Source organism: Candidatus Kuenenia sp., from assembly GCF_039794105.1.
Classification (GTDB): Bacteria; Planctomycetota; Brocadiia; order Brocadiales; family Brocadiaceae; genus Kuenenia.
Genome location: NZ_JBDIWA010000023.1, coordinates 1 through 26,421 on the forward strand (window position 1 = coordinate 1; position 26,421 = coordinate 26,421).

General features: G+C 43.3%; 19 protein-coding genes. 11 read left to right on the top strand and 8 right to left on the bottom strand.

From position 1 onward, the window contains the following. The first annotated feature begins 343 nt into the window (after positions 1–343). The 6 genes from ABJL82_RS11230 (at position 344) to ABJL82_RS11255 (ending at position 7,324) form a co-directional block, all read left to right on the top strand. Complete coding sequence (locus ABJL82_RS11230) at positions 344–850, top strand: Rieske 2Fe-2S domain-containing protein (RefSeq protein ID WP_347274787.1); 507 nt, start codon at positions 344–346, stop codon at positions 848–850. A 3-nt stretch (positions 851–853) separates the two neighbouring features. Beyond that, entirely contained in the window at positions 854–1,681 is an 828-nt protein-coding gene (locus tag ABJL82_RS11235; RefSeq protein ID WP_347274788.1) for a cytochrome b N-terminal domain-containing protein, read from the top strand. Positions 1,682–1,706: 25 nt separating this feature from the next. After that, a complete protein-coding gene (locus ABJL82_RS11240; RefSeq protein WP_347274789.1) occupies positions 1,707–1,862 on the top strand; it encodes a hypothetical protein in 156 nt (51 codons plus the stop codon). Between the two features lie 3 nt (positions 1,863–1,865). Further along, positions 1,866–3,566: an FAD-dependent oxidoreductase gene (locus ABJL82_RS11245; RefSeq protein ID WP_347274790.1), complete on the top strand. Its 1,701-nt coding sequence runs from the start codon at positions 1,866–1,868 to the stop codon at positions 3,564–3,566. A 63-nt stretch (positions 3,567–3,629) separates the two neighbouring features. Continuing rightward, a complete protein-coding gene (locus ABJL82_RS11250; protein WP_347274791.1) occupies positions 3,630–4,463 on the top strand; it encodes a cytochrome C in 834 nt (277 codons plus the stop codon). 23 nt (positions 4,464–4,486) lie between these two features. Beyond that, a complete protein-coding gene (locus ABJL82_RS11255) occupies positions 4,487–7,324 on the top strand; it encodes a c-type cytochrome (RefSeq protein WP_347274792.1) in 2,838 nt (945 codons plus the stop codon). A gap of 93 nt (positions 7,325–7,417) precedes the next feature. Here the strand turns inward: ABJL82_RS11255 and ABJL82_RS11260 are convergent, their stop codons facing one another. Together ABJL82_RS11260 and ABJL82_RS11265 are read right to left on the bottom strand one after the other, a co-directional pair. Then, the gene (locus ABJL82_RS11260; RefSeq protein ID WP_347274793.1) at positions 7,418–8,620 is read right to left on the bottom strand and encodes a hypothetical protein; all 1,203 of its coding nucleotides are present in this window, start codon (positions 8,618–8,620) and stop codon (positions 7,418–7,420) included. 209 nt (positions 8,621–8,829) lie between these two features. Further along, positions 8,830–9,153: a flagellar biosynthesis anti-sigma factor FlgM gene (locus ABJL82_RS11265; RefSeq protein WP_347274794.1), complete on the bottom strand. Its 324-nt coding sequence runs from the start codon at positions 9,151–9,153 to the stop codon at positions 8,830–8,832. Between the two features lie 403 nt (positions 9,154–9,556). On the opposite strand from ABJL82_RS11265, the gene eno reads away from it, so the two are divergent. The 3 genes from eno to ABJL82_RS11280 are packed head-to-tail and all read left to right on the top strand — an operon-like array spanning position 9,557 to position 12,586. Next, positions 9,557–10,849: a phosphopyruvate hydratase gene (gene eno / locus ABJL82_RS11270; protein WP_347274795.1), complete on the top strand. Its 1,293-nt coding sequence runs from the start codon at positions 9,557–9,559 to the stop codon at positions 10,847–10,849. Continuing rightward, positions 10,825–11,364 (top strand): septum formation initiator family protein, encoded by a 540-nt coding sequence (locus tag ABJL82_RS11275; RefSeq protein ID WP_347274796.1) that lies wholly within the window; start codon positions 10,825–10,827, stop codon positions 11,362–11,364. Before eno ends, ABJL82_RS11275 begins: the two co-directional genes overlap by 25 nt. Beyond that, positions 11,330–12,586, top strand: coding sequence for a glutamate-5-semialdehyde dehydrogenase (locus ABJL82_RS11280; RefSeq protein WP_347274797.1), 1,257 nt, complete (start codon positions 11,330–11,332; stop codon positions 12,584–12,586). The genes ABJL82_RS11275 and ABJL82_RS11280 overlap by 35 nt, the downstream gene beginning before the upstream one ends. 18 nt (positions 12,587–12,604) lie before the next feature. Here ABJL82_RS11280 and ABJL82_RS11285 read toward each other — a convergent pair whose 3' ends face one another. Further along, positions 12,605–12,784 (bottom strand): hypothetical protein, encoded by a 180-nt coding sequence (locus tag ABJL82_RS11285; protein WP_347274798.1) that lies wholly within the window; start codon positions 12,782–12,784, stop codon positions 12,605–12,607. Between the two features lie 157 nt (positions 12,785–12,941). Here ABJL82_RS11285 and ABJL82_RS11290 point away from each other — a divergent pair, with 157 nt between their 5' ends. Next, a complete protein-coding gene (locus ABJL82_RS11290; protein ID WP_347274799.1) occupies positions 12,942–13,919 on the top strand; it encodes an acetyl-CoA carboxylase carboxyltransferase subunit alpha in 978 nt (325 codons plus the stop codon). Between the two features lie 76 nt (positions 13,920–13,995). On the opposite strand, the gene ABJL82_RS11295 is transcribed toward ABJL82_RS11290, so the two are convergent. The 4 genes from ABJL82_RS11295 to ABJL82_RS11310 form a co-directional block, all read right to left on the bottom strand. Further along, on the bottom strand, positions 13,996–16,539 hold the full coding sequence (locus ABJL82_RS11295; protein WP_347274800.1) for a tetratricopeptide repeat protein: 2,544 nt from the start codon (positions 16,537–16,539) through the stop codon (positions 13,996–13,998). Positions 16,540–16,726: 187 nt separating this feature from the next. Continuing rightward, on the bottom strand, positions 16,727–17,683 hold the full coding sequence (gene arcC, locus ABJL82_RS11300) for a carbamate kinase (protein WP_347274801.1): 957 nt from the start codon (positions 17,681–17,683) through the stop codon (positions 16,727–16,729). Positions 17,684–17,890: 207 nt separating this feature from the next. Continuing rightward, a complete protein-coding gene (locus tag ABJL82_RS11305; protein ID WP_347274821.1) occupies positions 17,891–19,231 on the bottom strand; it encodes a cyclic 2,3-diphosphoglycerate synthase in 1,341 nt (446 codons plus the stop codon). Positions 19,232–19,699: 468 nt separating this feature from the next. After that, a complete protein-coding gene (locus ABJL82_RS11310) occupies positions 19,700–22,780 on the bottom strand; it encodes a methyl-accepting chemotaxis protein (RefSeq protein ID WP_347274802.1) in 3,081 nt (1,026 codons plus the stop codon). A gap of 568 nt (positions 22,781–23,348) precedes the next feature. Here ABJL82_RS11310 and murI point away from each other — a divergent pair. Next, positions 23,349–24,149, top strand: coding sequence for a glutamate racemase (gene murI / locus ABJL82_RS11315; RefSeq protein ID WP_347274803.1), 801 nt, complete (start codon positions 23,349–23,351; stop codon positions 24,147–24,149). 16 nt (positions 24,150–24,165) lie between these two features. On the opposite strand, the gene ABJL82_RS11320 is transcribed toward murI, so the two are convergent. Continuing rightward, positions 24,166–26,187: a tetratricopeptide repeat protein gene (locus ABJL82_RS11320; protein ID WP_347274804.1), complete on the bottom strand. Its 2,022-nt coding sequence runs from the start codon at positions 26,185–26,187 to the stop codon at positions 24,166–24,168. Positions 26,188–26,421 lie beyond the last annotated feature (234 nt).

Consider the following 26,421-nt stretch of genomic DNA (forward strand, 5'->3'; position numbering starts at 1 on the left):
GGTAAATTACGTTTAACTCGGCATTGATTATACCACCTAACTTATTGTTAATCAAGATGATATATCGTTTTTTTGCGATGCTTTTCTTAACTTAATGACATTGGGTTGCAAACCTGAACCCGCCGGGGGTTGATTAGTCATATAGTTTCAACCATTTGACCTTATTTGGAAATTCAGTTGACTTTCATAATTTCTAATATATTATTCATTATACAACAATGCTGCCGACGGAAATGATAGTATATTGACAATTCCTTTCGGATTCTCAATTTAATCTTCCAGGAATTTCAATCTTTTAAATAAACACTACATTACGTGTATTTTAAAATAATTACGGTGAAATATGTTGGAAGCAGTTAAAAATGCTGAAATTCCTGTAAATCGCAGAAAATTGCTCTACTTTACCGGCTGGGGTTTTATCGGTATATTTGTTGCAACAATCACCGGCTCAATTATCAGATTTTTTTTCCCCAGAACTATCTTCGAACCTCCCACGCGTTATTCAATCGGTTTCCCCTCCCAATATGCTTCAGGCGTAAGCGAAAAATTTAAAAAACAATTCAGGATTTGGATAGTCAAGGAAGATAATACATTGTATGTCGTTGAGGCAAAGTGTACACACTTGGGCTGCACCCCGAACTGGCTTGCCTCCGAGGGGAAATTCAAATGTCCATGTCATGGCAGCGGTTTTACCCCTGATGGAATTAACATTGAAGGCCCAGCGCCGAGGCCACTGGAGCGATTTAAAGTGGCATTGGGCGATGACGGACAGATCATTGTCGATGAAAGCTCCCGATACAGGGGTGAACGGGGTGAATGGGACAAACCCGGGGCATTTTTAAAGGTATAATCTATGGAAAATCCGCAGAAAGATACATTTTTCAGAAAATACAAAAGGCTTTTAAAAGAAGAAGGATTCTTTGGTGCAATCAGCAACACCGTGTTTCGGTCAAAAGTATGGGAGTCTGTTTTCCGGCATGGTTTTTCAGACACGCCTAAAAACAGGACGTTAAAGGTCATTTCCAATGTTTTTCTCCATTTGCATCCCGCAAAGGTAAAACGGCACGCCCCGCAATTTAAGTTCACCTGGTGTATGGGGGGTATTAGCTTCTTCCTGTTTTTAACGCTTACGGTTACCGGCATACTATTGATGTTTTATTACAGGCCTACGGTACATGATGCGTATTGGGACATAAAAGACCTTGAATATCAGGTGCCGTTTGGGGCATTGCTGAGGAATCTGCATCGATGGGCAGCGCATTTAATGATAATCACGGTATGGCTGCATATGTTTCGCGTTTTTGCAACGGGTTCGTATAAACCGCCAAGAGAATTTAATTGGTGCGTCGGCGTTGTTCTGCTGGTGGTTACCCTTCTCCTGAGCTTTACCGGTTATTTGCTTACCTGGGATCAATTGGGTTTCTGGGCTGTTACGGTCGGGACAAACATGGCGCGTTCCACTCCATTGCTTGGTCATGAAGGACCTTTCGGGGAACAATTGGGCATGACCGCCCACAATGATATACGTTTTGCCCTTCTGGGCGGTTCGCTGGTTGGTGGCAATGCGTTATTAAGGGCGTATGTATGGCATTGCATAGGACTTCCATTAATTATCAGCGTATTTATGATGGTTCATTTCTGGCGAATTCGCAAAGACGGAGGCATATCAGGGCCGCTTTGATAGTGTTATTTATCGATTTTAAATTATGGAAAATATATGGGCTATTATAACTAAACCGGATAACATTCCCATTGTGGCATTGATCTTTTTGCTGTGTTTCTTCTCCTTTATTACCTTTCAGCAGGCATTCAGAAACGATCGAAGGCTGAAACAAGAGGAACGCCGGAAGGGAGAACAGTGATCTATGGAATACACGCTTTTCAAGACAGATGACCATTGGTTTCGGCAAAATATCAATTGCCAGTACGCATGTCCCGTCAACACTCCCGCAATGAATTATATAGAACGTATTGCCGAGGAGAATTTCGATGCATCATTAAACCTTAATTTTATGGCAAATCTCTTTCCCCATATTCTCGGAAGGGTTTGCACCCATCCTTGCGAAACCGCGTGCAGGAGAGGGGCAATTGACAGCCCCATTGCCATATGCACTCTTAAAAGAAGCGCCGCCGATTTTGCCCTTCATCCATTTCCTCAAAAAAAAATTGCCGTTAAAAGAACCGGCAAACGCATCGCAATTATTGGTTCAGGTCCATGCGGCCTTGCGGCAGCCCATGATTTAGCGGTAAAGGGACACGATGTTATTATATATGAAGCGCTGCCGGTTGCAGGGGGCATGCTCAGTGTAGGAATCCCCCCCTATCGTCTGCCGCGCAGCATAATAGAGGATACGCTACACTGGATAAAGGGGTTTGGCGTTGAAATTCTTATAAACACACCGGTAAACACGCCGGAAAAGTTTGAGGAACTCTTACAGACATTTGACGTCGTGTACATTGCCGCCGGCGCACATAAATCATCCCGCATGGACATCCAAGGCGAAGACCTGGAAGGGGTAATACATGGCGTTGCCTTTATGAAAGAAACCAATCTTGGCACAATAAAAAGCGTTCCGAAAAGCGTGGTGGTGATCGGGGGCGGCTTCACAGCTATCGATTGCGCGCGTACATCCCTAAGGCTGGGCGCCGGAAAGGCATCGATTGTGTATCGGAGAACCAGGGAAGAAATGCCGGCAGGCGAACTGGAGGTTCAAATGGCGGAAGAAGAGGGCATAGAAATGCTTTGCCTGACTTCTCCTATCGCGCTGATTGGAAAAGACGGAAAAGTTACACATATAGAATGTGTAAGAAATAAACCTGGCAAACCCGATGAATCCGGACGCCGCAGGCCGGAGGTTATAGAAGGAAGCAATTTTACCATACCTGTGGATTTGGTTATCCCCGCCATCGGGCAGGCGCCGGATATTGCCTTCCTTTCAGAACGACTGGGCGTAAAGGTCAACAAATGGGGGATGCCTTTAATTGATGAAACAGGCATGACGTCACGGAAAGGGGTATTTGCAGGCGGAGACTGCGTGACGGGACCCCGGAATGTGATTGAGGTGATTGCTGACGGAAGAAAGGCGGCTGGTTCGATACATACTTTTTTGACCGGACAGAAAAAGGAAGGTTATCAATTTTATTATAAACACCAAAGCCCTTCAAAAAGAGTCCCCGACTATGAAGTAGCTCCCAGACAAAAGCAGGAATCACTTCCCCTGGACAAAAGAGGCTGTTTAGACGCCGAATCAGAACTGGGATTTTCCAAAGAGAATACCCAGAAAGAGGCAAATCGTTGCCTGCTTTGTCATTATAATATATTTATCGATGAGAAATGCATATTATGCGGCGGTTGCATCGATGTTTGCCCTTACAATTGCATATCGATGGTTTCGCGTGAAAATATTTCTTTGCCCGACGCTTTACGCAATGAAGAGGACATCCCTGAAGAATGGGATGCCGCAATGATAATAGATGAAGAAAAGTGTATCCGGTGCGGATTGTGCGTTAAACGCTGCCCTGCGGCGGCAATTACCATGGAACGCTTCGCCTATTCAGAGGGGTAATATTTTTATTTAAAAAATGTAACAGCGGCAAAAACAGATTGAAGACCTTTTTGCGAAACAGATATGAGTAATAGCGAGGAAAATAAAGAAAAGAAAGACCGGTATCGCGCCCTTGCCTTTATAAAAGGCAAGACGTTTGCCAGGGAAAAAGATATTGATATATCGGAAGACGAAATAGCAACATGGCCATACTTAATAAGAAAAGAGTTCCTGGCGGCTATTATTTGCACAATCATACTCGTCGTTTGGTCTATCCTGTTTGACGCACCCCTTGAAGAAATTTCAGACCCTACCATGACTCCAAACCCTGCAAAGGCGCCCTGGTATTTTCTGGGATTGCAGGAAATGCTTGTTTATTTTGACCCATGGATTGCCGGCGTTATTTTCCCGATGCTGATAATTGCCGGGTTAATGGTTATTCCCTATGTTGATAATAATCCAAAGGGGAATGGTTATTATACCTTTAAGGAAAGAAAATTTGCGATGCTGACCTTTTGTTTTGGGTTTCACGTCTTATGGATACTGCTGATCATCGTCGGGGTGTTTATGCGGGGGCCCGGCTGGTTGTGGTTTTGGCCATGGCAGGAGTGGGACCCACATCGTGTTGTTGCGGAAACAAATTATGATCTGACCAGCCTTATAGGGATCAAATCAAATTCTTTGCCTGGTTTTATGCTTGGCGGCTTAGTGTTGTTTGGTTATTTTTATTTGGGGATATCCCTCCCCTACCGGTTTTTAAAACGCAGAAAAGGATTGGCTATAGAGAAGATCGGGTTCATTCGATATACAATCGTTGCCTTCCTCTTTCTCTGCATGATGGCGCTTCCGATAAAAGTATGCCTGCGATTGGTGTTTCACATAAAATATATCTGGGTGGCCCCCTGGTTTAACATATAATTTTCTATTATTTACGTGTGATTATGGAAACCGGAAAAGTACGAAAAAAAGAAAAGAGAGAAGAGGAAAAATCCTATTCGGCGGCGTTTGCAGTCGTAAGCTTTATCCTTGCCGCAGTTGCCTTGTGGGCAGTAGTGAATGAGGTGGTTGACAGACGGCCATGGAAAAAATATCAAAAGAAATTTCATCAATTGGAATATGAAAAAGCAGGGGAAGAATACACAAAGTCAGTCGCCACTTTTGAGAGTCCCGAAGTACAAAAAAAATATACGGAGGCAAAGGAAAACCTGAAACATGCACAGGACGCCTTCGTTGCTCCTACAGTACAGGAGGAGTATAAAAACCTGTTAACTGAAGAAAAGCGCGCAGAACAGGAAGTCGAGTCATTGAAATTTCTGTCAGTGGTGGCAAGAAATGAAACCACTGAGAAAGAGTACCTTTATGGGAAAACACAGAATGAACAATTGAAAAAAGAAATATCGGCGCTGGAAAAAGAAAATGAAGAACGTGCCCTGAAACTGAAGGTGGCTGAAAACCGGCTTGCATTAATCAGGGCAAGGCAGGGAGAATTAAAAAAAGATATTATAACGTATACAAATGAATTAGATTCATACACTGCGGGGGTAGAGTATGGCAAAAACAGACTAAAGAGACTCAAAACAGCACGGCCCGGCCTCCAGGTATACCAAACCTATCTGGAAGATATGAATATAGTTGATCGATGCATGTCCTGCCACTCCGGCATAGATAAATCTGAAAGTGTTTCAGAAGAACAGCCATATACAAGCCATCCCGACAGACAATTATACCTGGGAAATCATCCTCCGGAGAAATTTGGCTGCGTTTTATGCCATGAAGGACAATCAAGCGCAACATCGGGGGTGAAAAAAGCGCACGGAGAGGTTGAATACTGGCTTACTCCAATATATCGTGGCAAAATGGCACAAGCATCGTGTCTAAAATGCCATAGCGCAGGAAGAGAAGTAAAAGGGGCAGATGTGCTTTGGGAAGGAAAAAGGCTATTTGAAGACCTTGGTTGTTATGGCTGCCATGAAACAAAAGGGTTCGGAAAATTTAACGGCATTATAGGCCCAAACCTGCGTAATATCAAAAACAAAGTACAGCCGGAATGGTTAACGGACTGGATAAAAGACCCAAGGGCATTCCGGCCAACTACCCGAATGCCGGATTTTCGGCTGTCGGAAGAAGAATCCCGCGCGATAGCGGCATATTTATGGCAGCATGCAGATGAAATCAATATTACCGGCGATGAAATACTCCGGCTTGATGAAGAAGAGTACGAACGTGGCGATTTCCTTTTTGAACACACAGGATGCCTGGCATGCCATAGTTACGAAGAAGGGGCGGAAAGAACATTTGCCCCCAACCTGGCAAGGACAGGGGAAAAGATGCGCAGTGCGTATCTGGTAGAATGGATACTTCATCCAAAAGAAAAAGAACCGCTTACAAGGATGCCGCATTTCAGATTAGAGGAAGTAAACGCCCGCCTCATAGCCGGATATTTAATAAATAAAACAAAATTGCCAGGCAGTAAACCGCAAAATGCGGAGGTGGAATGGTTAACCGATAAAAACATGGCACACACGGGTGAAGCATTGATCAAAAGATACGGCTGTTTTGGCTGCCATGAAATTAAGGGCATGGAAGGGCTTGGTAAAATTGGCGCTGAATTGTCCGATATCGGGGCGAAACACATACAATTATTCGATTTCGGGCTTTTGGAAAAAAAGATACTTGGCGAGGCCGGGCTGAAACATTATACGGAAAACATCGGCGAGGCAAGAAGGGCATGGCTGCAGGCAAAGCTGCAAAATCCAAGACAGTTTGATGAAGGAAAGTATAAAAAGCAGGATGATCGCCTGAAAATGCCAGATTTCGGGCTGTCACCGGAACAAAGAGAGGCATTGGTCGTATTGCTTACCGGATTAAAGGAAGAAACATTGCCGGAAAAATACGTTGCGCAATTATCCGCAGAGCAGAAGGTAATCGCTGAAGGCTGGGAAAGAATAGGAAAATATAATTGCTCCGGGTGCCATCAGTTTGATCTGGACAAAATATATCTTAGCGACGGCGCAGAGCTTTCCGGGATGATAAAAATACAGGAGGACGAGGGTGTTTATTTTCAGTTAATGGAAGACAACGAAAGTCACGGATACAAAGCCGGAGAGGTGGTATTTATAGCAGAAGAGGACATAGCAAGACAGGAGAAAACGGCGGAAATTGAACTGGCAAATTTGATTATAGAATATCATGTGGACGAAAAAGGCATCATGCCTGAAGAGGCACGGGTCTTTACTCCGCCTTTGTTATACGGCGAAGGGAAGAAGGTACAATGCGAGTGGGCATTTGCATTTTTAAAAGAACCCTTTGATCTCAGGCCCTGGCTTGATGTAAAAATGCCATCGTTTGACATGTCTGACGAAGAGGCAACAAAGCTGGCTATATTTCTTGCCGCAAAAGATGGAGAACAATACCCTTATGAGTATATCGAAGAAACAAAAAAGGGATATATTGAAAAAAAAGAAAAGGCATTTCCCGGCTATCTCGAGGCTGCGAAAAAACTATTCGAATCTGAAAATGTTCATTGCCTCCAATGCCATATCAGCGGCAGTAAAATGCCGGAAGGGGAGCCCGCAGACTGGGCGCCTGACCTAATGCTCGCAAAGACACGGCTCAAGCCGGAGTGGATTAAGAAGTGGCTTTTAGACCCGCAATCGATTCAGCCTGGAACAAAAATGCCGAAATTTTTCAGAGAAGGAGAATTTCAGGAATATATTCCCGGAACACCCGAAGAACAGGTAGAGGTTATGAAGGATTTTTTGATGAACCTTTGGGAATAGTTCTCCTTGGTGGATTCGTCACGAAAAGGTCTCACCTTAATCCACCCTACATCTGTTTTAAACAAGGGGGAACGCATTGAAGATATGTCGGGATTAACGCAATGGTTCTTTCGCCTCCAGTTTTTTGATTGCCTCTAATACTTTCGATCTGTCGGTTGGGTTTGTCGCATATTTAATACAATTCCGGTATTGTTCGAGGGCCTGTGCCGTATTCTTTTTTGCTTCATAGAGGGCAGCTATGGCAAAATTGGATTCAAAATCCGCCGGGTCGATATTCAGCGCTTTTTTAAAAGCATTCATTGATGCCTCTTCTTTGTCCTCCAGTAGATACAACACTCCCAACTGTTTGAAATATTTAGCATGGTTCATATGATATACTGTTACTGCATGATTGTAGACAGTTATTGCTTTTGAAAAATCCCCCGTACTAACATAGGCATTGGCAAGTTCGAGAAAGAGGTCTAACCCTAAAAAGGACATGTACCTTATATGTTCTTCATTGCCTGAATCAAATAAATGTATTGCCTTTTCTCCCGTTTTTATTAAACGGTCGATTTTTTCAGGATTCTCCAGATAATGGGAAAATAACGTATACTGCAGAATAAACTCTTCCGGCATATCAGAAATAAGTGCCAGTAATTTGTTTTCCGTTTCCTGATAGGTGTATTTTCCCTGATAGTAACTTTTGATAATACTTTCGGCAGTTTCCTGTGCTTTGCCTGCGAGGCAAAGCCCTATGATTTGTTGTGCAAGTTTTTCAAACATTTCCGGAATTTTCTCCTCTGACACGCATTCCCCCACCAATGCACCCACCGTTTTATCCTTCATCTCCTGCAGTCTTACTATTTCTATTTCCTTTGCATTTATCACTTCGATATCTGCCCGGTATCCTTCGCCAAATTGGGAAAGACTGCCTTTTATCCCGAAATCTGCATTTAATTGCTTTGTCATTTTTACTACTTTTTCCCACTCAAAACTAAAAAAAAGGTCAATAATATCTTTATTGCTAAAGTTTGAACCTTTTTCCACATCGTCAATCTTGTAGAAATTATGCAAAACAGTTTTTCTCACATAATGGTAAGTACGTTTCTGGTCTATTACGCTAAAAAGACCAGACCGGATTAACTCGCTTTGTACAATACGTTCCACCCCTGCAATTTGACCCTCTGATGCAAGGTTATACACAAAGGGAAAGATAACAATCTTATATTTTTGCTCCTGCGCAAGTAAGGTTTGCGTTGAAAAGGCAAAAAAAGCAATAGTGCATATTAATAATGCATATGTTTTTTTTAACATTTTTAAGGGCGTCTTTTTATTAAAGGGATTACCGGTATTGAGTTTATTTTAAGATAAATTAAAAAAGCCCGATCATTTGTAGTTAATACAAATTAGCAGGCTCTTATTACCACGGCGGGATTTACGAGAAAGTAAAAATATGTTTAAAACGGATTCGGAAGAGTGTCGGGAGATGAGTACCGCAGTTTTTGTATTTGGCAAAAAGTTTTTTATGCCTTGGTTTTGAATGCAGCTATTATTTTATCCGCCACTTCTTCTGCTATTTCATCTTTTTCATAAAACCCTGTTTCCAGTTTTTCTTGTACTTCCTCTAATTTTGCAGACCTTGCATCCGATACTTCGTTTTTAACGGTTGCTTTCAGATTTTCAACTTTTTCGCTAAAAATCCTGGATTCCTGAGAAATGCTGACGGCATCTTGTTTTTCCGGGCCTGAATTACCTTCTTTCGCACTGTTTTTTACCGGCTTATTTGCTTCGTAACGCTTCAAGCCAATAATTTTCTGCATGGAGGGGTCACTCGTTATTCTATCCATAGTACCTTCCTTAGTATTCAAAAATGTTTTTTTTAAGTTTGCAGATTTAAATTTCGTACTGCACAGAACAAATAAAAAGCGCGTTTACTATCATTTTTAGTTCAATTTTGCCGCCATTGAAAATTATATCTTCATTGTATCGTAATTCAAAACTTTATTCTCTCCGAACCTTATACGTTTATTGTTGTGCAACACCAATTTTGATATCGGCAAAAAAAATCACTAATTTAGCTTTTTATCAAAGTATTTTTCCCGGATAATACTTGTATAAAATGATGATAACAGCCGTCTAACAGAATATAATTGACATCGGCTAAAAAATGTGCTATAGAGGAATCCGCGTTTTTTTAAGTTCATAACTTACATTCTATCAATGATATACATATAAAACAGGAGATGTCAATTGACCATTATTTATAGTATTAAAGCAAGAGAGATTTTGGATTCAAGGGGAAATCCTACCGTAGAAGTTGATGTGATTTTTAAGAATGGAATTATGGGCCGTGCCGCCGTGCCTTCCGGAGCTTCAACAGGAAAAAGGGAGGCTTTGGAACTGAGAGATACTGATAAACCTTCACGATTTATGGGCAAAGGGGTTCAGACTGCGGTTAAAAACGTAAATGAAATTATTTCTCACAAACTCGAAGGAATGGATGCAACCCGCCAAGTAGAGATTGACAACCTCTTAATACGATTAGATGGCACCAAAAACAAAGAGAAACTCGGAGCAAATGCTATTTTAGGCGTTTCGCTTGCAACGGCAAAGGCGGCTGCTAATGCATTGGGGGTTCCCCTATACCGGTATATTGGCGGTACGAATGCAAAGGTTTTACCCGTCCCCATGATGAATATCCTGAATGGCGGCAAACATGCCGACAATAATCTTGATATACAGGAGTTTATGATTGTGCCGGTAAATGCGGACAGCTTTGCGGTCGCCTTGCGCACCGGTACAGAAATATTTCATACCCTTCGCTCTGTTTTAAAATCAAAGGGATACAATACTAATGTTGGAGACGAAGGCGGTTTCGCTCCGAATTTGAAAACGAATGAAGAGGCAATTGACCTGATTCTTCAGGCGATTAAAGACGCCGGGTATATTGCAGGAAAAGATGTTTATCTGGCATTAGACCCTGCTGCCAGTGAATTTTATAAGGAAGGAAAATACATATTGCGCGCAGAGGGGTGCAAGAAAAAAACAAGCGATGAAATCATCGCTCTTTACGCTGAACTTTTGAATAAATATCCTATTTGCAGCATTGAGGATGGTTTGGCGGAGGAAGATTGGGATGGTTGGGCTAAACTTACAAATCAACTGGGGAAAAAGGTTCAAATCGTAGGAGATGACATATTCGTTACAAATACGGAAATCCTGGCAAAGGGAATCGAAAAGGGCGTAGCCAATTCCATTTTAATCAAGGTCAATCAAATTGGCACCTTAACAGAAACGTTAAATGCAATTGAACTGGCAAAGACGAACGGCTACTCAGTCGTTATTTCTCATCGGTCAGGCGAAACAGAAGATTCCACTATCGCTGACATAGCAGTAGCTACCAATGCCGGCCAAATAAAAACCGGTTCACTAAGCAGGACGGATCGTATATGCAAATACAATCAACTTTTACGTATAGAAGAAGACCTCTCGGATAACGCAATATATGGAGGTAAATTATGCAGACTGCAAAAACTGGTTTAGAGCATAGCAATCATTTTCAGGGAAATATTTTTTGTGAGAAAAGAGAGGAAAAACCCTTTTATTTCGGCAAATATATCCTGATTACCCTTGTCACCTCATTTGTCGTTATACTCTTCTCCTACCTAATTACGCATGCCCGTCAGGAAAGATTTCGTATGTTAGAAACAAAAAGGATTCTTGAGGGGCAGGTGGTACAATTACGATTGGAAAACGACAGGCTAGAGAGCGAGCATTCCTCTCTACAGAAAGACCCTCTCCGTATTGAAAAAGAAGCACGTGAACAATTAGGGTATTTTGCACCCGGAGAGGTTTCTTATGATAAGCATCGTTTTAATATAAAAAGCGTTCCCGTGAAAGAACCCGTTGCCGCAACTGCATCAAACCGGTGGAAATCATTCCTCTTCGACGGGTCTTTTCCATGGCAGTTTCCTGCCATGATAATTCTTGTTACTGCCGCATATTATCTGATTACCTACCATTATGAATATAGAAAATTATATAAATCAAATCGTTAGAGATGCGAAAAGCGCTTCGCGGCGTATTGCTACGGCAAGCACAGCGTTAAAAAATACCGCACTTGATTATATTGCGGAAGGCATAAATTCCTCTGCGGATTTCATTCTAACTGAAAATAAAAAAGATGTGCTCGCCGCAAAACAAGCCGGTCTCTCAGAAGCGATGATTGACCGCCTATCCCTGACCGATAAACGTATCAAAGCAATGGCTGACGGTGTAAGGCAAATCATTCATCTTGCCGATCCGGTGGGAGAAATTATTCATGGCCATACACGGCCAAATGGTTTGCAGATTAAAAAAATACGCACACCAATCGGCGTAATTGTAATTATCTATGAATCACGGCCTAATGTGACCGCCGATGCAGCGGCATTGTGTCTGAAAGCGGGAAATGCCGTTATATTAAGAGGTGGGAAAGAGGCGATTCATTCCAATATTGCGCTGTATAAAATACTTACGGCCGCTTTGGAAAAAGCAGGGCTTGATAAAAACGGCATACAGCTTGTCGAAATTACAGAGAGGGAAGCGATTGATTATTTACTTACGTCTGACAAATATGTTGACGTCGTCATTCCTCGTGGCGGAGAAGCGCTCATCCGCACCGTCGTTGAAAAATCTACCATCCCTGTTATAAAACACTATAAAGGTGTTTGCCATACCTACGTGGATGAGTTTGCCGATCTGAAAATTGCCGAAGATGTTTGTTTCAATGCCAAGGTTCAGCGGCCTGCAACTTGTAATGCAATGGAGACAATGCTGGTGCATGAAAATATCGCTCCCGTTTTTTTGCCAAAAATTGCGAAAAAATTCATTGATTCCGGCGTGCAATTGCTGGGTTGCAAAAAAACATGTACCCTTTTAGATACGATAAAACAGGCAACGGACGAAGATTATTATAATGAATACCTGGACATGGTGTTAAACATAAAAGTAGTGGATTCAATAGATGACGCTATCTCTCATATAACAAAATACGGCTCAGGCCATTCAGAAGCAATCATCACTGCCAATTACAGCAATGCCCTGCAATTTACCGGCGAGGTAGACGCCGCAGCGGTATACGTCAACGCCTCTACCCGTTTTACCGATGGCTATGAGTTTGGCATGGGGGCTGAAATTGGCATTAGCACGGATAAACTCCACGCCAGAGGGCCAATGGGACTTGCCGAACTTACCTCCTATAAATTTGTGGTTTTTGGAAGTGGCCAATTGCGGGAATAACTACGATTTACGATTTTTTTAATCAGTGTAATCAATGTAATCTGTGTAATCTGTGGTTTCCTTTTTTATTAATTTACGATTTACGATTTGGGATTTGGGATTTGGGATTTTAAATCGTCTCTCGTCTCTCATCTCTCGTCTCTCGTCCATCGTCCATCGTAATTCATATTTCGCATTTTGCGGCAAATTCACTTCCAAAGAAATACCTTCCCCGCCGTAAGGGCATTCATAAAACTTGCTTCACCAGAGAAAAATGATATAAATTATAGTTTGATTTGCTGAAAATAGGACTCTTAAATACTTTCAAACTAAATCAGGGAAACCTTTCATTATTTTTTTATTTGGTGTAAATATTATGAAAAAAACAGCTTTCTGTGAAAGATCAATACCGGAACTAGAGAATATGATTCTGGAGCTTGGACATCGTATAGAAGATTTGGAAAATGCCTCTTTAAAAGGCGAATCAGAGCATGGCGATGAATTACGCTATTTAAGGGAAGAGCAGGAACAGATACAAAAGGAAATTTTTGCTAAATTAACCCCTTATGATATCGTTAAAATTGCGCGGCATCCCTTGCGCCCGCTGTCAACAGACTATATAAATTTTATCGTGGAAGACTTTGTTGAACTCCATGGGGATAAACGATTTGGCGATGATAAGGCAATGGTTTGCGGTTTTGGCAAGATTGATGAGGAAAAGGTGTTAATCGTAGGACACCGAAAGGGGAAAAGCACAAAGGAACGTATTGCGTGTAACTTTGGCATGCCAAATCCTGAAGGATACCGTAAGGCATTGCAAAAGATGAAACTTGCGGAAAAGTTTAAATTACCTGTTATTACTTTAATAGATACTCCAGGGGCAAATCCCGATATTGGGGCGGAAGAAAGGGGGCAGGCACATGCTATTGCAGAGAGTATTTATGAGATGTGCCAGTTGAGAACGCCAATAATAAATATCGTTATCGGCGAAGGCGGCAGCGGAGGGGCATTAGGAATCGGAATTGGCGATATATTTGCAATTCTCGAATATGCCTACTATTCCGTTATTTCCCCCGAGGGATGCGCCGCAATATTATGGAAAAACGGAGAAATGGCGCCGGAAGCAGCTAAAAAATTACACTTAACTGCCAAAGATTTATTTGATTTGGGCATTGCAGATGAAATCATACCCGAACCATCCGGCGCTGCCCATAAAGACCCCGACAAGACAGCCTCGACAATGAAATCGTTTTTGCTTAAATATCTGAATCAGTTAAAAACTATCCCTACCGACAAACTTATAGAAGACAGATACAACAGATACCGTAAAATAGGAAAATATCTGGAGGTTTAAACCAGAATACGATTTACGAAGTACGATTTAAAATCCCAAATCGTAAATCGTAAATCGTACTTCAAACTTCGTATTCCTACATGTTTTCAATCATTTCCAGGTATTTTTTTATTTTTAAGTGCCCCGGGCTAATCGCAATTGCTTCTTTCAACAACGTTTCCGCCCTATCTTTATTGCCTTGTTCGTAATGTATAACTCCTGCATGGAAAAGCGCTTCTGTGTGAGAAGGTTTCATACGAATGGTTTCTTCAAATGCTTGTAATGCGAGGGCATTATTTCCCATCCTGAGAAATACATACCCAAGGTTAAAACGAAAATCGGGATTATCTGGAAGCAAATGAACTGCCTCCTGAAACTCTGCCAACGCATTATCCATGTCGCCTTTTTTTGCGAGGGAGGCGCCAAGGTTGTTGTGGGCATAAGGATACAATGGGTTATATTTTATTGCCTGGCGATATTCTTCTATCGCTTTATCCAGGGTGCCTTTTTTGTCATAAAGAGCACCAAGATTGTTGTGGGCGTATGCCAGCGCCGGGTCAATCGCCAGTGCGGATTGATATGCCTCCACGGCAAGTTCGAATTGGTTTTTTGATTCATAAACATTGCCAAGATTGTAATATACGTCACTGTTTAATGGGTCTGCGGCAAGCGCCCTTTTGTACGCGGCAATCGCATTTTCCGCCATGCCTCTTTTATTATACAATACGCCTAAATTATTATGTGCATCGGAAAAACCGGGGTCGATTGCCAAAGCCGTATTGTATTCATCAAACGCATCGTCATATTGTTCCATCTCAAAATAAATCTTCCCAAGGTTGTTATGCGCTTGTTTGTAATCCTGTTTTATGTGGAGCGCTTTTTTGTAAGAAGAAATTGCCTGGGGCAACTGATTCTTTTTTTTGTAAGCATTCCCCATATTGTAGTGCACCGTCGCATAACGGGTAAATCCGATTTCCTGTGATTTTTCTATTGCTTTGTTGTAATACGCAAGGGCGGTATCCGGGTCGTCTTTTTTATTATACTGCGTGCCAAGATTATTATAGGTGGTAAAGCTGCAGAGTGGATTTTGAGCGGAATTGTGCCACAGGGTAAATTCATTTTCCCAATGTCTGTTCCTGGTGATTGCGATGATCGCACAAACTATTAAAACCGGAATGATGAAAGCGTATTTAATCGCTTTTTTTTGATGTGTAATTGCCGTTGAAAAAACTATACAGCATCCTATGAATGGCAAATAAAGATAGCGGTCTGCCATAAGGTTGTTTAACGGAATAATATTTATGACAGGAAGGAGAGAAATTAAAAACCACAATAGCCCAAACAATATGAAATAAAATCTTTCCTGACGAAATGTTACGTTATTTTTATCACATTGCTGCGGTTTGAAAGTTCGAAATATGCGTTTTCTTTTTAAACGGATGATGATAACAATAAGAGCGGTTAAAAATAAAAATGGCACAATAAAGGCAATCGACAGAGGCGATTTAATGGGTAAAACATGGTAGTCCACATTAAGGTTAAAAGGTATAAAGATATTGGAAATATATCTGCCTGTTACTTTTGTTGAAGTAAACAAGGCCGTCAGGAAACTATTACCGGGATATTCGATATTCTCATGGATATTACGAAATACGATAAATCTGAGTATGAGATACATAATGCTGATCCCTATATAGCCTATAAAATAAGGCGATATGGCTATTTTCGCAAACGTCCTGAAGAAAAGGCACACCCTGTTTTGCCAATACACGGGTTTTGAGAAGTTGTTTTGAGCATCTTCAGGGGGGACTGCATAGCAGCGGTTGATAGGGAAAGCGCCTCGTTCTTTTTTCAGGGATGGAGAGGAGATGTTTTCCGTGCGTTCTTTGAAAAGGAGGCAAAAGGAAAAGATTAAACCCGGCAGCACAATGGCAGATTCTTTGGAAAGCAATGCCAGGAAATAGGCTGCCATTGCCGCAATATAGACAGGAATACCATGTTTTATTGCAGGCATTGACTCCGTTTCAGAAAAGAACTTACGGCGAAGGTCTTTTGTTTTTGCAAGGTATGCGAGAGAAGGCGTTTTTTTGTCAGAGAACAGAAAAAGCAAAAAGGAGAGCAGTGCAAAATTGGTTGCAAGCAGGTCTTCTCTATAACTTATTGCGTTAACCGTTTCGTTTACAATGGGGTGCATTATGAACAACAGGGCAGCTAAAAAAGCATGATTGATGTATGATGCACTGCCCTCTATATACTGAGAATCGGGGTATTTGGCGGGGAAAAAGCATCTGCCTGATAAACAGTATATAAGAAAATACACCAGCAACGAATTTATTGTGTGTGATACTACGTTTGTGATGTGATAACCCGTTGGGCTGGATTGCCAGAGTGAATAGTCCGCAAAATAAGAAAGAGTCACTACCGGCCTGTATGTCAGCTCTCCGGAGCGGGCAAAATAATCGTGGGTAAATAAGGCGGAAAGATTCCGCCAGTCTTCAATAAAATGGTTATCTATAATGGTAGCATTGTCATCGTAAACAAACTGGTTTGGCAGACAATTTAAATACGTGAGAATTGAAACGGTGGAAAGAATGACGATTGATAGAATATGTAAGGATTTTTTGTTGCTATATATAACCAAAAGCATTTATTTTTAAAAAGGTAAAAATGCTCGTCCCCAAGCCCCGGCGTTGGGAACAAGAGCATTCTGTGTAATCTGTGTAATCTGTGTAATCTGTGTAATCTGTGTAATCTGTGGTTTCCCTTTCGTCTTTCGTCTTTCGTCTTTCAGGCTTATTTACCCGCAGGAGGATTTACTGCGTAAGGGTTCAGATGGCTTCCTTTGTAATCCTCGTTCCGGAGCGGCCTTCAAATGCCTCACTCACCTTGTCAAGCGAAGTGATAAGGGCAAATGATCCTCCCCACCCAAGGAAATGTATGGCTGCCTGGATTTTTGGACCCATGCTTCCAGGCGGGAAATGCCCTTCGTCCAGATAGCGCTGCGCTTCATCTGCCGTTATGTTGTAAAGAGGCCGTTCGTTTGGTTTTTTGTAATTGAGGAAAACGTTTTCCTCCCCGGTAAGCATAACCAAGACATTGGCATTAATATCTCTTGCCAGAACGCTTGAAGCAAGGTCTTTGTCTATGACAACGTCCACCCCTTCAAGGTCTCCGTTTTCCTTTATTATAACAGGAATACCTCCCCCACCGGCGGCAATAACGATATTGCCCGCCCCTAAAAGGCATCTGATCGCCTGAATCTCTATAATCTTCAGAGGATTGGGCGAAGCCACTACCCGGCGATACCCTCTGTTGCTGTCCTCCGCAATATCCCATCCTTTTTCTTTTTGAAACCGTTCAGCCTCTTCTTTCCTGAAAAAAGGGCCAATGGGTTTTGTCGGACGCGAAAATGCCCGGTCATGTTTATCCACGACGACCTGCGTCAGAACCGTTACCACACAGGTATCTCTGTTTTCCCTTCGCAACGCATTTGTCAATGATTGCTGGATCATGTATCCGATTGCCCCTTCAGTATCGGCAACGCACATTCCAAGCGAAAGCTCCGGCGTCCGGTCACGGCAGGCCTCGGCCATAAGCAGCAGATTACCCACTTGCGGGCCGTTTCCATGGGTGATTACTATGTTATACCCCCTGTGTAAACAGTAAAGGACTCCTTCCATACTTTTCCGTGTGTTTTCGAATTGTTCCTCTACGGTTCCCCTCTGGCCTTTCCTGATGAGGGCGTTTCCGCCCAGCGCAATTACCATAGTGTTTTTGCAGTTCATTGGAGTTTTGTAATTTCTCAAAAAGTTGTGGTTTTTATAATAATTTCTACCTTTCACAGTCCACGGTCTACAGTCTACAGTCTACAGTCTACAATCTACAATCTACAATCTACAATCTACAATCGGCAGTCGGCAGTCGGCAGTCGGCAATCCGCAATTTGCCGACTGTAGATTGCCGATTGCCGACTGTATAGGGGGTTGTTTACCTCAACTTATAGAGAAGTTGCGGAGTTTTGCCCTGATAATCTTTTCGAGTTGCGGTTCGCCTGTTTCCTGCATGTCGTAACGTACGCGTTCGGCAGGCTTATCGATCCGGATTATTTTTCTCAGATCTATGGGGGTTCCAATAAGTACGGTATCGCACGGCGTGCGGTTGATGGATGCGCTTAATTCCTCAACCTGTTTCCGCCCGTATCCCATAGCAGGCAGCAGGTTTTCCATGTGGGGATATTTCCCATATGTTTCGCGAATCGACCCTACGGCATAGGGCATTGGATCAATAATTTCCAAAGCGCCATATTGCCGGGCAGCGAGTACTCCTGCGCCAAAGGACATGCCTCCATGCGTAAGGGTGGGACCGTCTTCAATCACCAGCACACGTTTACCTTTTATCAGTCCGGCATCTTCAACCGTCACCGGCATTGCGGCGTTAATAACCGTTGCGTCCGGATTCGATTTTTGTATATTTTCCCTTACCATGTGTATATTTTCCGGTTTTGCGGTGTCCTCCTTGCTGATAATAATAACCTCCGCAAGGAGGAGGTTTGTTTCACCCGGATAGTAAGAAAGTTCATGGCCTGGCCTGTGGGGGTCTGCAACGGTGATGTACAAATCCGGAAGGTAAAAAGGGGTATCATTGTTGCCTCCGTCCCATACAATAACGTCTGCCTCTTTTTCTGCCGCATCCAGGATATCCTTGTAGTCAACACCTGCATAAACGACCGTGTTTTGTTCCACATGGGGTTCATATTCTTCAATTTCTTCTATGGTACAGTCATACTTCCTGAAATCATCATACGTGGTAAACCGCTGTAAACGCTGTTTAAAAAGTTCGCCGTAAGGCATGGGATGTCTTATTACCACAGGCTTCTTTCCCAGCCCCTTAACAATCTCACAAACTTTTCGGGAAACCGGGCTTTTACCGCACCCCGTCCTCACCGCGCATATTGCAATAACAGGCTTGTTGCCCTTCAACATCGTCTTTTGTGGGGCAAGGAGGGTAAAGGCGGCTCCCGCGGCATTTACCATACACGCCTTGTGCATGACATATTCATGCGAAACGTCGCTGTAAGAAAAGACGACTTCATCTATGGCATGCGATTTTATCAGAAAGGACAATTTTTGTTCGGATTCAATGGGGATGCCGTTCGGATAGAGCTTCCCGGACAGTGAAGGGGGATATTGCCGCCCTTCAATATTAGGGATTTGTGTAGCAGTGAAGGCGACTACCTCATATGCATGATTGTCGCGAAAACAGACGTTGAAGTTATGAAAATCCCTCCCCGCAGCACCCATGATAAGTATCTTTCTCCTGCCTTCCATAAGAATTATTTTCCCCCGGCGCAGTCTTTGTCTGCGCAATCAAAAAACGCTCTTTCACAAGTAAATTTAGAATTTAAATTCTCATGCGGGTTCAGGTTTGTAACCTGAACCAAACGTTTTATACTTTCAATCCAGCCTTCTATTAGCAGAAAAAATGACAAATAAATTCCAGATTCCAAACAGGGATTTTGGGATTTGGGCATTGGAATTTTACTGCAATACATGACACCATTATGTGCATAAACTCATAGGTTCAGGTTGCAAACCTGAACCCGCCGTGAGTTTCTCTTTATTCAATGGCCTTTACTTTTATGTGACGCAGAGCGTCATATCCGCATTCCCACGCGGGAGCGTAGGAACGAGGGGGAATGCGGGCAGGTTCCAATCTTTTTATATATCGAGCGGGCACTACCCTGTCAGGGTTTGATTCAAAGCCGGAGCTTGGGAACGAGAGTAAAACCTAGAAAACCACTCTTAAAAATCGCTAAAATCCCCGTCCTCCATAGGAATTATATCCCTTGGCGCTGTCTTTGCCTGCGCCATTTTACTGCCATCTCCTCTCAACGCGGGTTTTTTCTTTCCCGCTGCCGATGTCCTCTCTGCAGGTATTGCTTGCCTTTTTCCTGACGGCTGTCCGGAAACGGGCATTCTTTCCTCTCCGGTTTCACCGCCACCTGTATTCACCTCTCTCGCCACCTTATCCACCATATCATTCAATGCCTGCGCCTGCGCCGTTAACTCCTCGCTAGCCGCGGCGGTCTGCTCCGCATTCGCCGCATTCTGCTGCGTCACCTGATCCATCTGCTGCACCGTCTTCCCTATCTGATCTATCCCGTTTGCCTGCTCCTCCGATGCCGTAGATATCTCATTCACCAACTGCACTACCCTCTGCACCTGTTCCACTACCCCGGAAAATACATCCTTCACCTGCTGTACCGCACTCGACAATACACCCTTCGTCTTGTCCACCAGCTCCTTACCCGTCTCCGCCTTCTTCACACTGTCCGTTATCAATGTCGTTATATCCTTTGCCGCAGCAGAACTCTTTTGAGCCAGATTCCTCACCTCTTCGGCTACCACCGCAAACCCCCTACCGTGCTCGCCAGCCCTCGCCGCCTCTACCGCTGCATTTAACGCAAGCAGGTTCGTCTGGAACGCTATGCCCTCTATGATCTTTATGATGTCCGCTATCTTCCCGCTGCTCTCCGATATCTCATTCATCGCCCCTGCCATCTGTATCACCGCCCTGTTCCCGTTCTCCACAGTTCCCACTACCGCCCTGTTCCCCTTTTCCACCGAATCATTGCACTGCTTCGCCAGGGACGACGCCTCCTTTGCATTGTCCGCATTCTGCTTCGTCATTGACGCCATTTCTTCCATCGTCGATGACGTCTCCTCTATGGACGCCGCCTGCTCTGAAGTAGCTTCGGAAAGGTTCTGGCTGGATGCGGATATCTGCTCGGACGCCGATGCCAACTGGTTCGCATTTCCCGTCAAATCCGTAAGAAGGTTTTTGAAGAGGTTCGATATCCTGTTCGTTAATTTGACTACAAGGTATCCAAGGCCAGCCACAAACCCGCCCGACAATGCGCCGATGATGATCATCCACATGCCTAACCTGTTTACCGCTGCAAACGCCTCCGCTTTGTCTATCTCCGCAAGCAGCGCCCAGTTGATGTCTCCCACCTTTAACGGCGTGTATGAAGAAAGTACAGGGTTCCCGTTGTAGTCGATGATGATTTTAGAAGCGGTATTCCCCGCCAGGGCGTCCCTGCTCGCCTCGGTATCCACCTTTCCCTTTGAAGGATTTGCAAAAGACGCCTTTACCGAATGGTTTGCAGGGTCAAGGTAAGAATCCGATCTCATAAGCTTATCAGCGCCCACAAGGTACGTCTCTCCCGTCTCACCCATGCCTTCCCTCTGTTTCATGACCGCATTTATCGAGTCAAGCGATAACTGGAGCGCAACGATTGTCTCCACATTTCCGTTGTTTACTACCGGGCTGGCAATGAAGGCGGCAGGTTCACCGTTGCTCGGTGCATATGGCTCAAAGTCGGCAAGGCAGAACTGCTTTGTCTCCAGCGCCTTGCGTGTAATTTTCCCCAGATTGGAACTGCTGTATTTCCCGCTAACCATGTTGGTCTGGTAGTCAGGTTCTTTGCATACCGTATAATAAACGTATCCGTCAGGGTTCATAAGGAAGAGGTCATAATAGCCGTATTTCTCTATATACTTGGCAAAAAAATACTTGCCGTCACTATCCACGGGACAGAATGCCTCCGCCACGTCTATCTCCGCAATCAGCGCCCAGGTCAAATCCCCCACCTTTACCGGTGTATAGGCGGAAAGAACGGGATTGCCGTTGTAGTCCTTTATGACGTCAAATCCCTTTTTGCCCGCTATTGCCGCCCTTAATGCATCGGTATCCACCTTGCCTTTCGCGGGGTCTCTGAATGACGCTATTACGGTATGATTTTCCGGATCGAGATAGGAATCCGACCTCATGAGTTTATCAGGCCCGACAAGGTATGTTTCGCCCGTTTCTCCCAGCCCAGACCGTTCGCTCATGATGGCATTCAACCGGTCTATAGGCATCTGAAACATAGCCACGCCTATTTTTTTGTCGCCATCAAATATGGGGGAAGCTATGAAACTCGCCGGCGCCTCGTATGAGGGGGTATACGAAGCATAGTCCACCAGTACCACCGCATCATTGTTTGCCGCTGCATTTGCCCTTCGAAACGCCTCTCCAAAGTTTGTTTGGGCATAAGGGCCGTCAATAAGCGAAGTACCGTAGTCCAACTCCTTGAAAACCGAATAGACGATAGTGCCCGTCTCTGCATCTGCAAGGAATATATCGTAATACCCAAACCTCTCCAGATAGTTTCTCAACAGGGGATGTATCTTCTGGTGCAATTTACTGTATTGAGACTGGTCACTTGCCAGGTCGAGCTGGTGTTTTGAACCGAGGGGATGTTTATTATCGTGAATATAAAAATATTGCAGCGCTATGGAATCGTCACCCAACATCGAAAAATAGCTATTCACATTAGGCGATTTTCCATGGTTAATGTCTTTATATTGCGAGGCAAATTCTCCGGTGTAATATGAAAGCAGTTTATTCTTCATATCCGCAAAGGTTTCACTGCTCAACGTATTTTCAGTGCGAACATGCCGGAAATGCTCTTTAAACTGGCGCATAGCATCAACGATCATTTTATCTTCCGAAAAAGACACGACCTGATCACTTATCGTCTGAAAATACCTTTCTACCTCGGCTTTTTTTACCTCACGAATTGCAACAAGTTTATCAAAGGCCTCTTTTCTCAGAGTGCCTACCATATCAACAAGCACGCCCATATCGCCTTCCCGCTCACGGAAAAACTGCTGTACCTGCGCCTTCTTGATCTCGCGCACCCCCTGCAACTGGTTAAACGCCTGCCGTTCCAATGCACGGCTGGAATTTATATAGCTTAATACCCCTATGGCTATTAAGGGTATGACTCCCGCCAATACAAACAATACGATTATCTTTGCCGTCACGGACATCTTCATTCAGATTCTCCTCCCCTTTCTGCACTAAGATATAAAAAACAAATGAAATTGGCAACCGTTGCATAGACGCACGGCCGTGCGTCTTTATAATTATGCCGTAGGGACATGGCATGCCATGTCCCTACTTCGCAGGTTCACTTGTAACCTGAACCAAACATTTTATACTTTCAATCCAGCCTTCTATTATTCGCAACTTATTTTTTAAGCATATCAATTAATACAATTTTCTGAACTTATTATCTAGCGCATTTTCAGTGCCAACAAAACAAACACTATCGCAAGTATTTATTATTCAACATATTATGCCTTTGCAAATACCTTTTCAGACAAAATAAATGGCTGAAATACGCCATATGTTCTGGTTTGTGCTGATTTAAATTTTTTTTTGCACAACCGTTTTCATGAAGGTATACTTCAATAGTACATTATCAGTAATTTCTTTGCATTTTTTGGCAAAATATTTAATTGCCCCGATTCTCTACAATCGGCAGTCAGCAGTCAGCAGTCAGCATTTTACCAATGACTAATGACCAATGACTGTTTATTTAAAAATATCCATTTATGACTTATGACTATCGACGACCCAATAGCAATATTTGATTCAGGGGTGGGAAGCCTTTCCATAATAAAGGAAATCAGAAATGCTTTGCCCAGCGAGAATTATATCTATCTCGCAGATAAAAAACATTTTCCTTATGGGAAAAAAACACATGATGAATTGTTACGCATTATTCAAAACACCGTTGAGTATCTTTCGGAAAATTTCACCCCAAAACTTATTGTGCTTGCCTCCAATACGCCTTCCATTCAGGTGCTTCATGAATTGAAAAAAGGGGCGGTTGACGTTATCGGCGTATTTCCTCCGGTCAATGAGGCCGTAAGTGTTTCCAAAACAGGGCACATCGCCATTTTGGCAACGCAAAACACGGTAATGAGTTCTGAACTGGACGAGTACATACATTCGCTTAAGATGCCGGCATCGGTAAAAATCATAAAATGGAATGCCTCCCGGATGGTAGAGCTTGTGGAAACGGGGGATTTTTTGTCAAATAAGGAGAAAAGCCGCCAGATCATATCCGAAGAGCTTTCACTGTTGAATGAGACGGATAACATGGTCGACGCCATTACCCTTTCAAGCACACACCTTCCTTTTTTAAATGAATATTTTACGCTGCTAAGGCCCTGCCTTCATTTAATCGACCCCGCAAAGATTGTTGCCGGAAAAGTAAAAAGACTGTTAGAAGGAAATCTTCGTACTACGGCACAAAAAGGCGCCCTGGAAATATTGGCCACGCAGGGAAAAGAATCACTCGAAACAATCATAAAAAGGCTTGGCATCCAAGAGGAAATACACGAGGTAAGATTTTAGATTTTATATTTACGATTTACTTCTTAATAAGCCCTAACTGCTCTGCGATGGAAAAAAATCCCGGCTCATTTACATGGTTGATATCATCCTTCAGGACATGCAGGATCTGTTCCCTTGCCTCCTGCATTTTCCCACGTTGAAAATAAATGATCCCCAGATTCTTACGTGCTCCAATATTCCGGGGGTTTGCCCTGATCGAACTCAAAAATTCCCTCTCCGCCAAATCCCATAACCCTTGCCGGCAATACAATGCCCCCAGATTATTGTGCGCATTGGCGTGGTCAGGATTCAACCTCAAGGCTTTTTTTAATTCGTTCAGCGCCTCTTCAAAACGATTTGTCTCTGTATAAATGAAGCCCAGATTACTATGCGCTTCGGCATAATCAGGGTAAATGGACAGTGCCTTCCGGTACTGCGCAATAGCGGCGTCAAGATTCCCCTTTTTCAGATAAGCGCTGCCAAGATTGTTAAATACCTGCGGCTTATGCATGTTGAGCTGAATCGCCTTGTTAAAAAAAACAATGCACTCATCCAATGCATTTTTGTCAAAATAGGCATTCCCCATATTATAGTAGGCATAGGAAGACGCCGGATCATAGTGTATAGCCAGAGAAAACTCGGAAATCGCCTTGTCGGTAAGCCCTTTATCAATATACATGGTGCCCAGACTATTGTGTCCCTCCGGATAATCATTCTTCAGGAGAACAGCCTTCTCCAACTCCCCGATTGCACGGTCAAGGTCGCCCTGTTTGTAATAAAATACCCCAAGATTGTTATGCGCATCATGATTGCCCGGCTGCTCTTTCGCAATCTTTGTCCAAAAGGTGTATTCGTCCAGCCAGTCATTGTTCCTTAGCACGGTTCTTATGGTAAACGAAATAACCACTACTGCTGCAAGGACAATTACTACCGGGATGTTACGGGAAAACCAGCGGCCTGTAACGCAGCCTGTCACTCCGCAAAACCCTGCAACCGGAAGATATAAATATCTCTCCGCCATAATATGCCCAATGGGAATAATATTCATCACGGGCAATAAGGCAACAAAAAAACACAGCGCAAACAGTCCCTGTAAGCGGGAGTGTTTTATTATTTTGAAAATTACCACCCCCACCACCACAAGAAGAAAAACGCTTATGAGAAATGACAGGTCTGATGGCATGCGTACTGGAATTGCTTTATAATCGGCATTCAAATGTATGGGTAAAAACATTTGTTTTACATAATATGCCACCACCTTGACCATCGTCATACCGCTTATCCAAAAACTCTTTTCGTAATACGCAACCGAAACAAGCCTTGGGTTTTTCAACAGGAAGAAACGCACAAAAATGAAAAAAAACGTCACGAGCGCGTATCCCAAAAGTATTTTTACATAATACCTTTTCAGATATGGTATTCCGCAGAGCAACCAGTACAAAACAATAAATACCGGCAGTACTATTGCGCTTTCCTTGGAAAACAAGGCAAGCAGATAAAAGAGCAGTCCGATTATTAAAAAAAAACCCTTTTTCAAATAGAAGCTGTCGTCTGCCGGCAATGGTTTATCTTTTGAACAGATTTTTAGTGATTTTATAAGGAATATGCACGACAGGAAAGAGAAGCCGGCAACAAATAAATCTTCCCGGTAACTAATAGCGTTTACCGCTTCGGTTCCGCATGGATGAATCGAAAATATTAATGCGGAAAAGAATGCAATCGACCGCGACTTCACCAGATAATTCAGCAATATACAGAAGAGAAGGACGTTGAACGCATGTATTGCGACGTTGGACAGGTGATAGCCGAAGGGATTGAGTCCCCAGACCGCATAATCCAGAAAATAACTCAGGGTAACAACCGGGCGATAACTTAGCTCATGGGAAAGGGTGAAATACTCTTTGCTGAATATTTTTGGAAGGTTCCTGAATGATTTTATGAAATAATTCTCTTCGATAACGCCGATATCGTCATAGACAAAACCATTGGGAATGGCATTGAGAAATACGCAGAAGGCAATAACGACAAGCAGCAGAGAGAATACATTTGATTTAGACATGGTTATAGTAGTGGATGTCCATGGCTCATGGTTTATGGCTACAGTCCCGTAGTCCTTGAGGTTGTGTCGGGTAACGAAACCCAACGGCTTGTAACACTTTAGATTTTTGAAAAAACACCGCGAAAAGCCCCGTTCGCACCTTTTTGAAAATTAATGTTCAATGTTCAATGTAAAAAAATAGAGGCAAATGAGCAACAATTTGTAGGGACACGCCATGGCGTGTCCTTACAAATC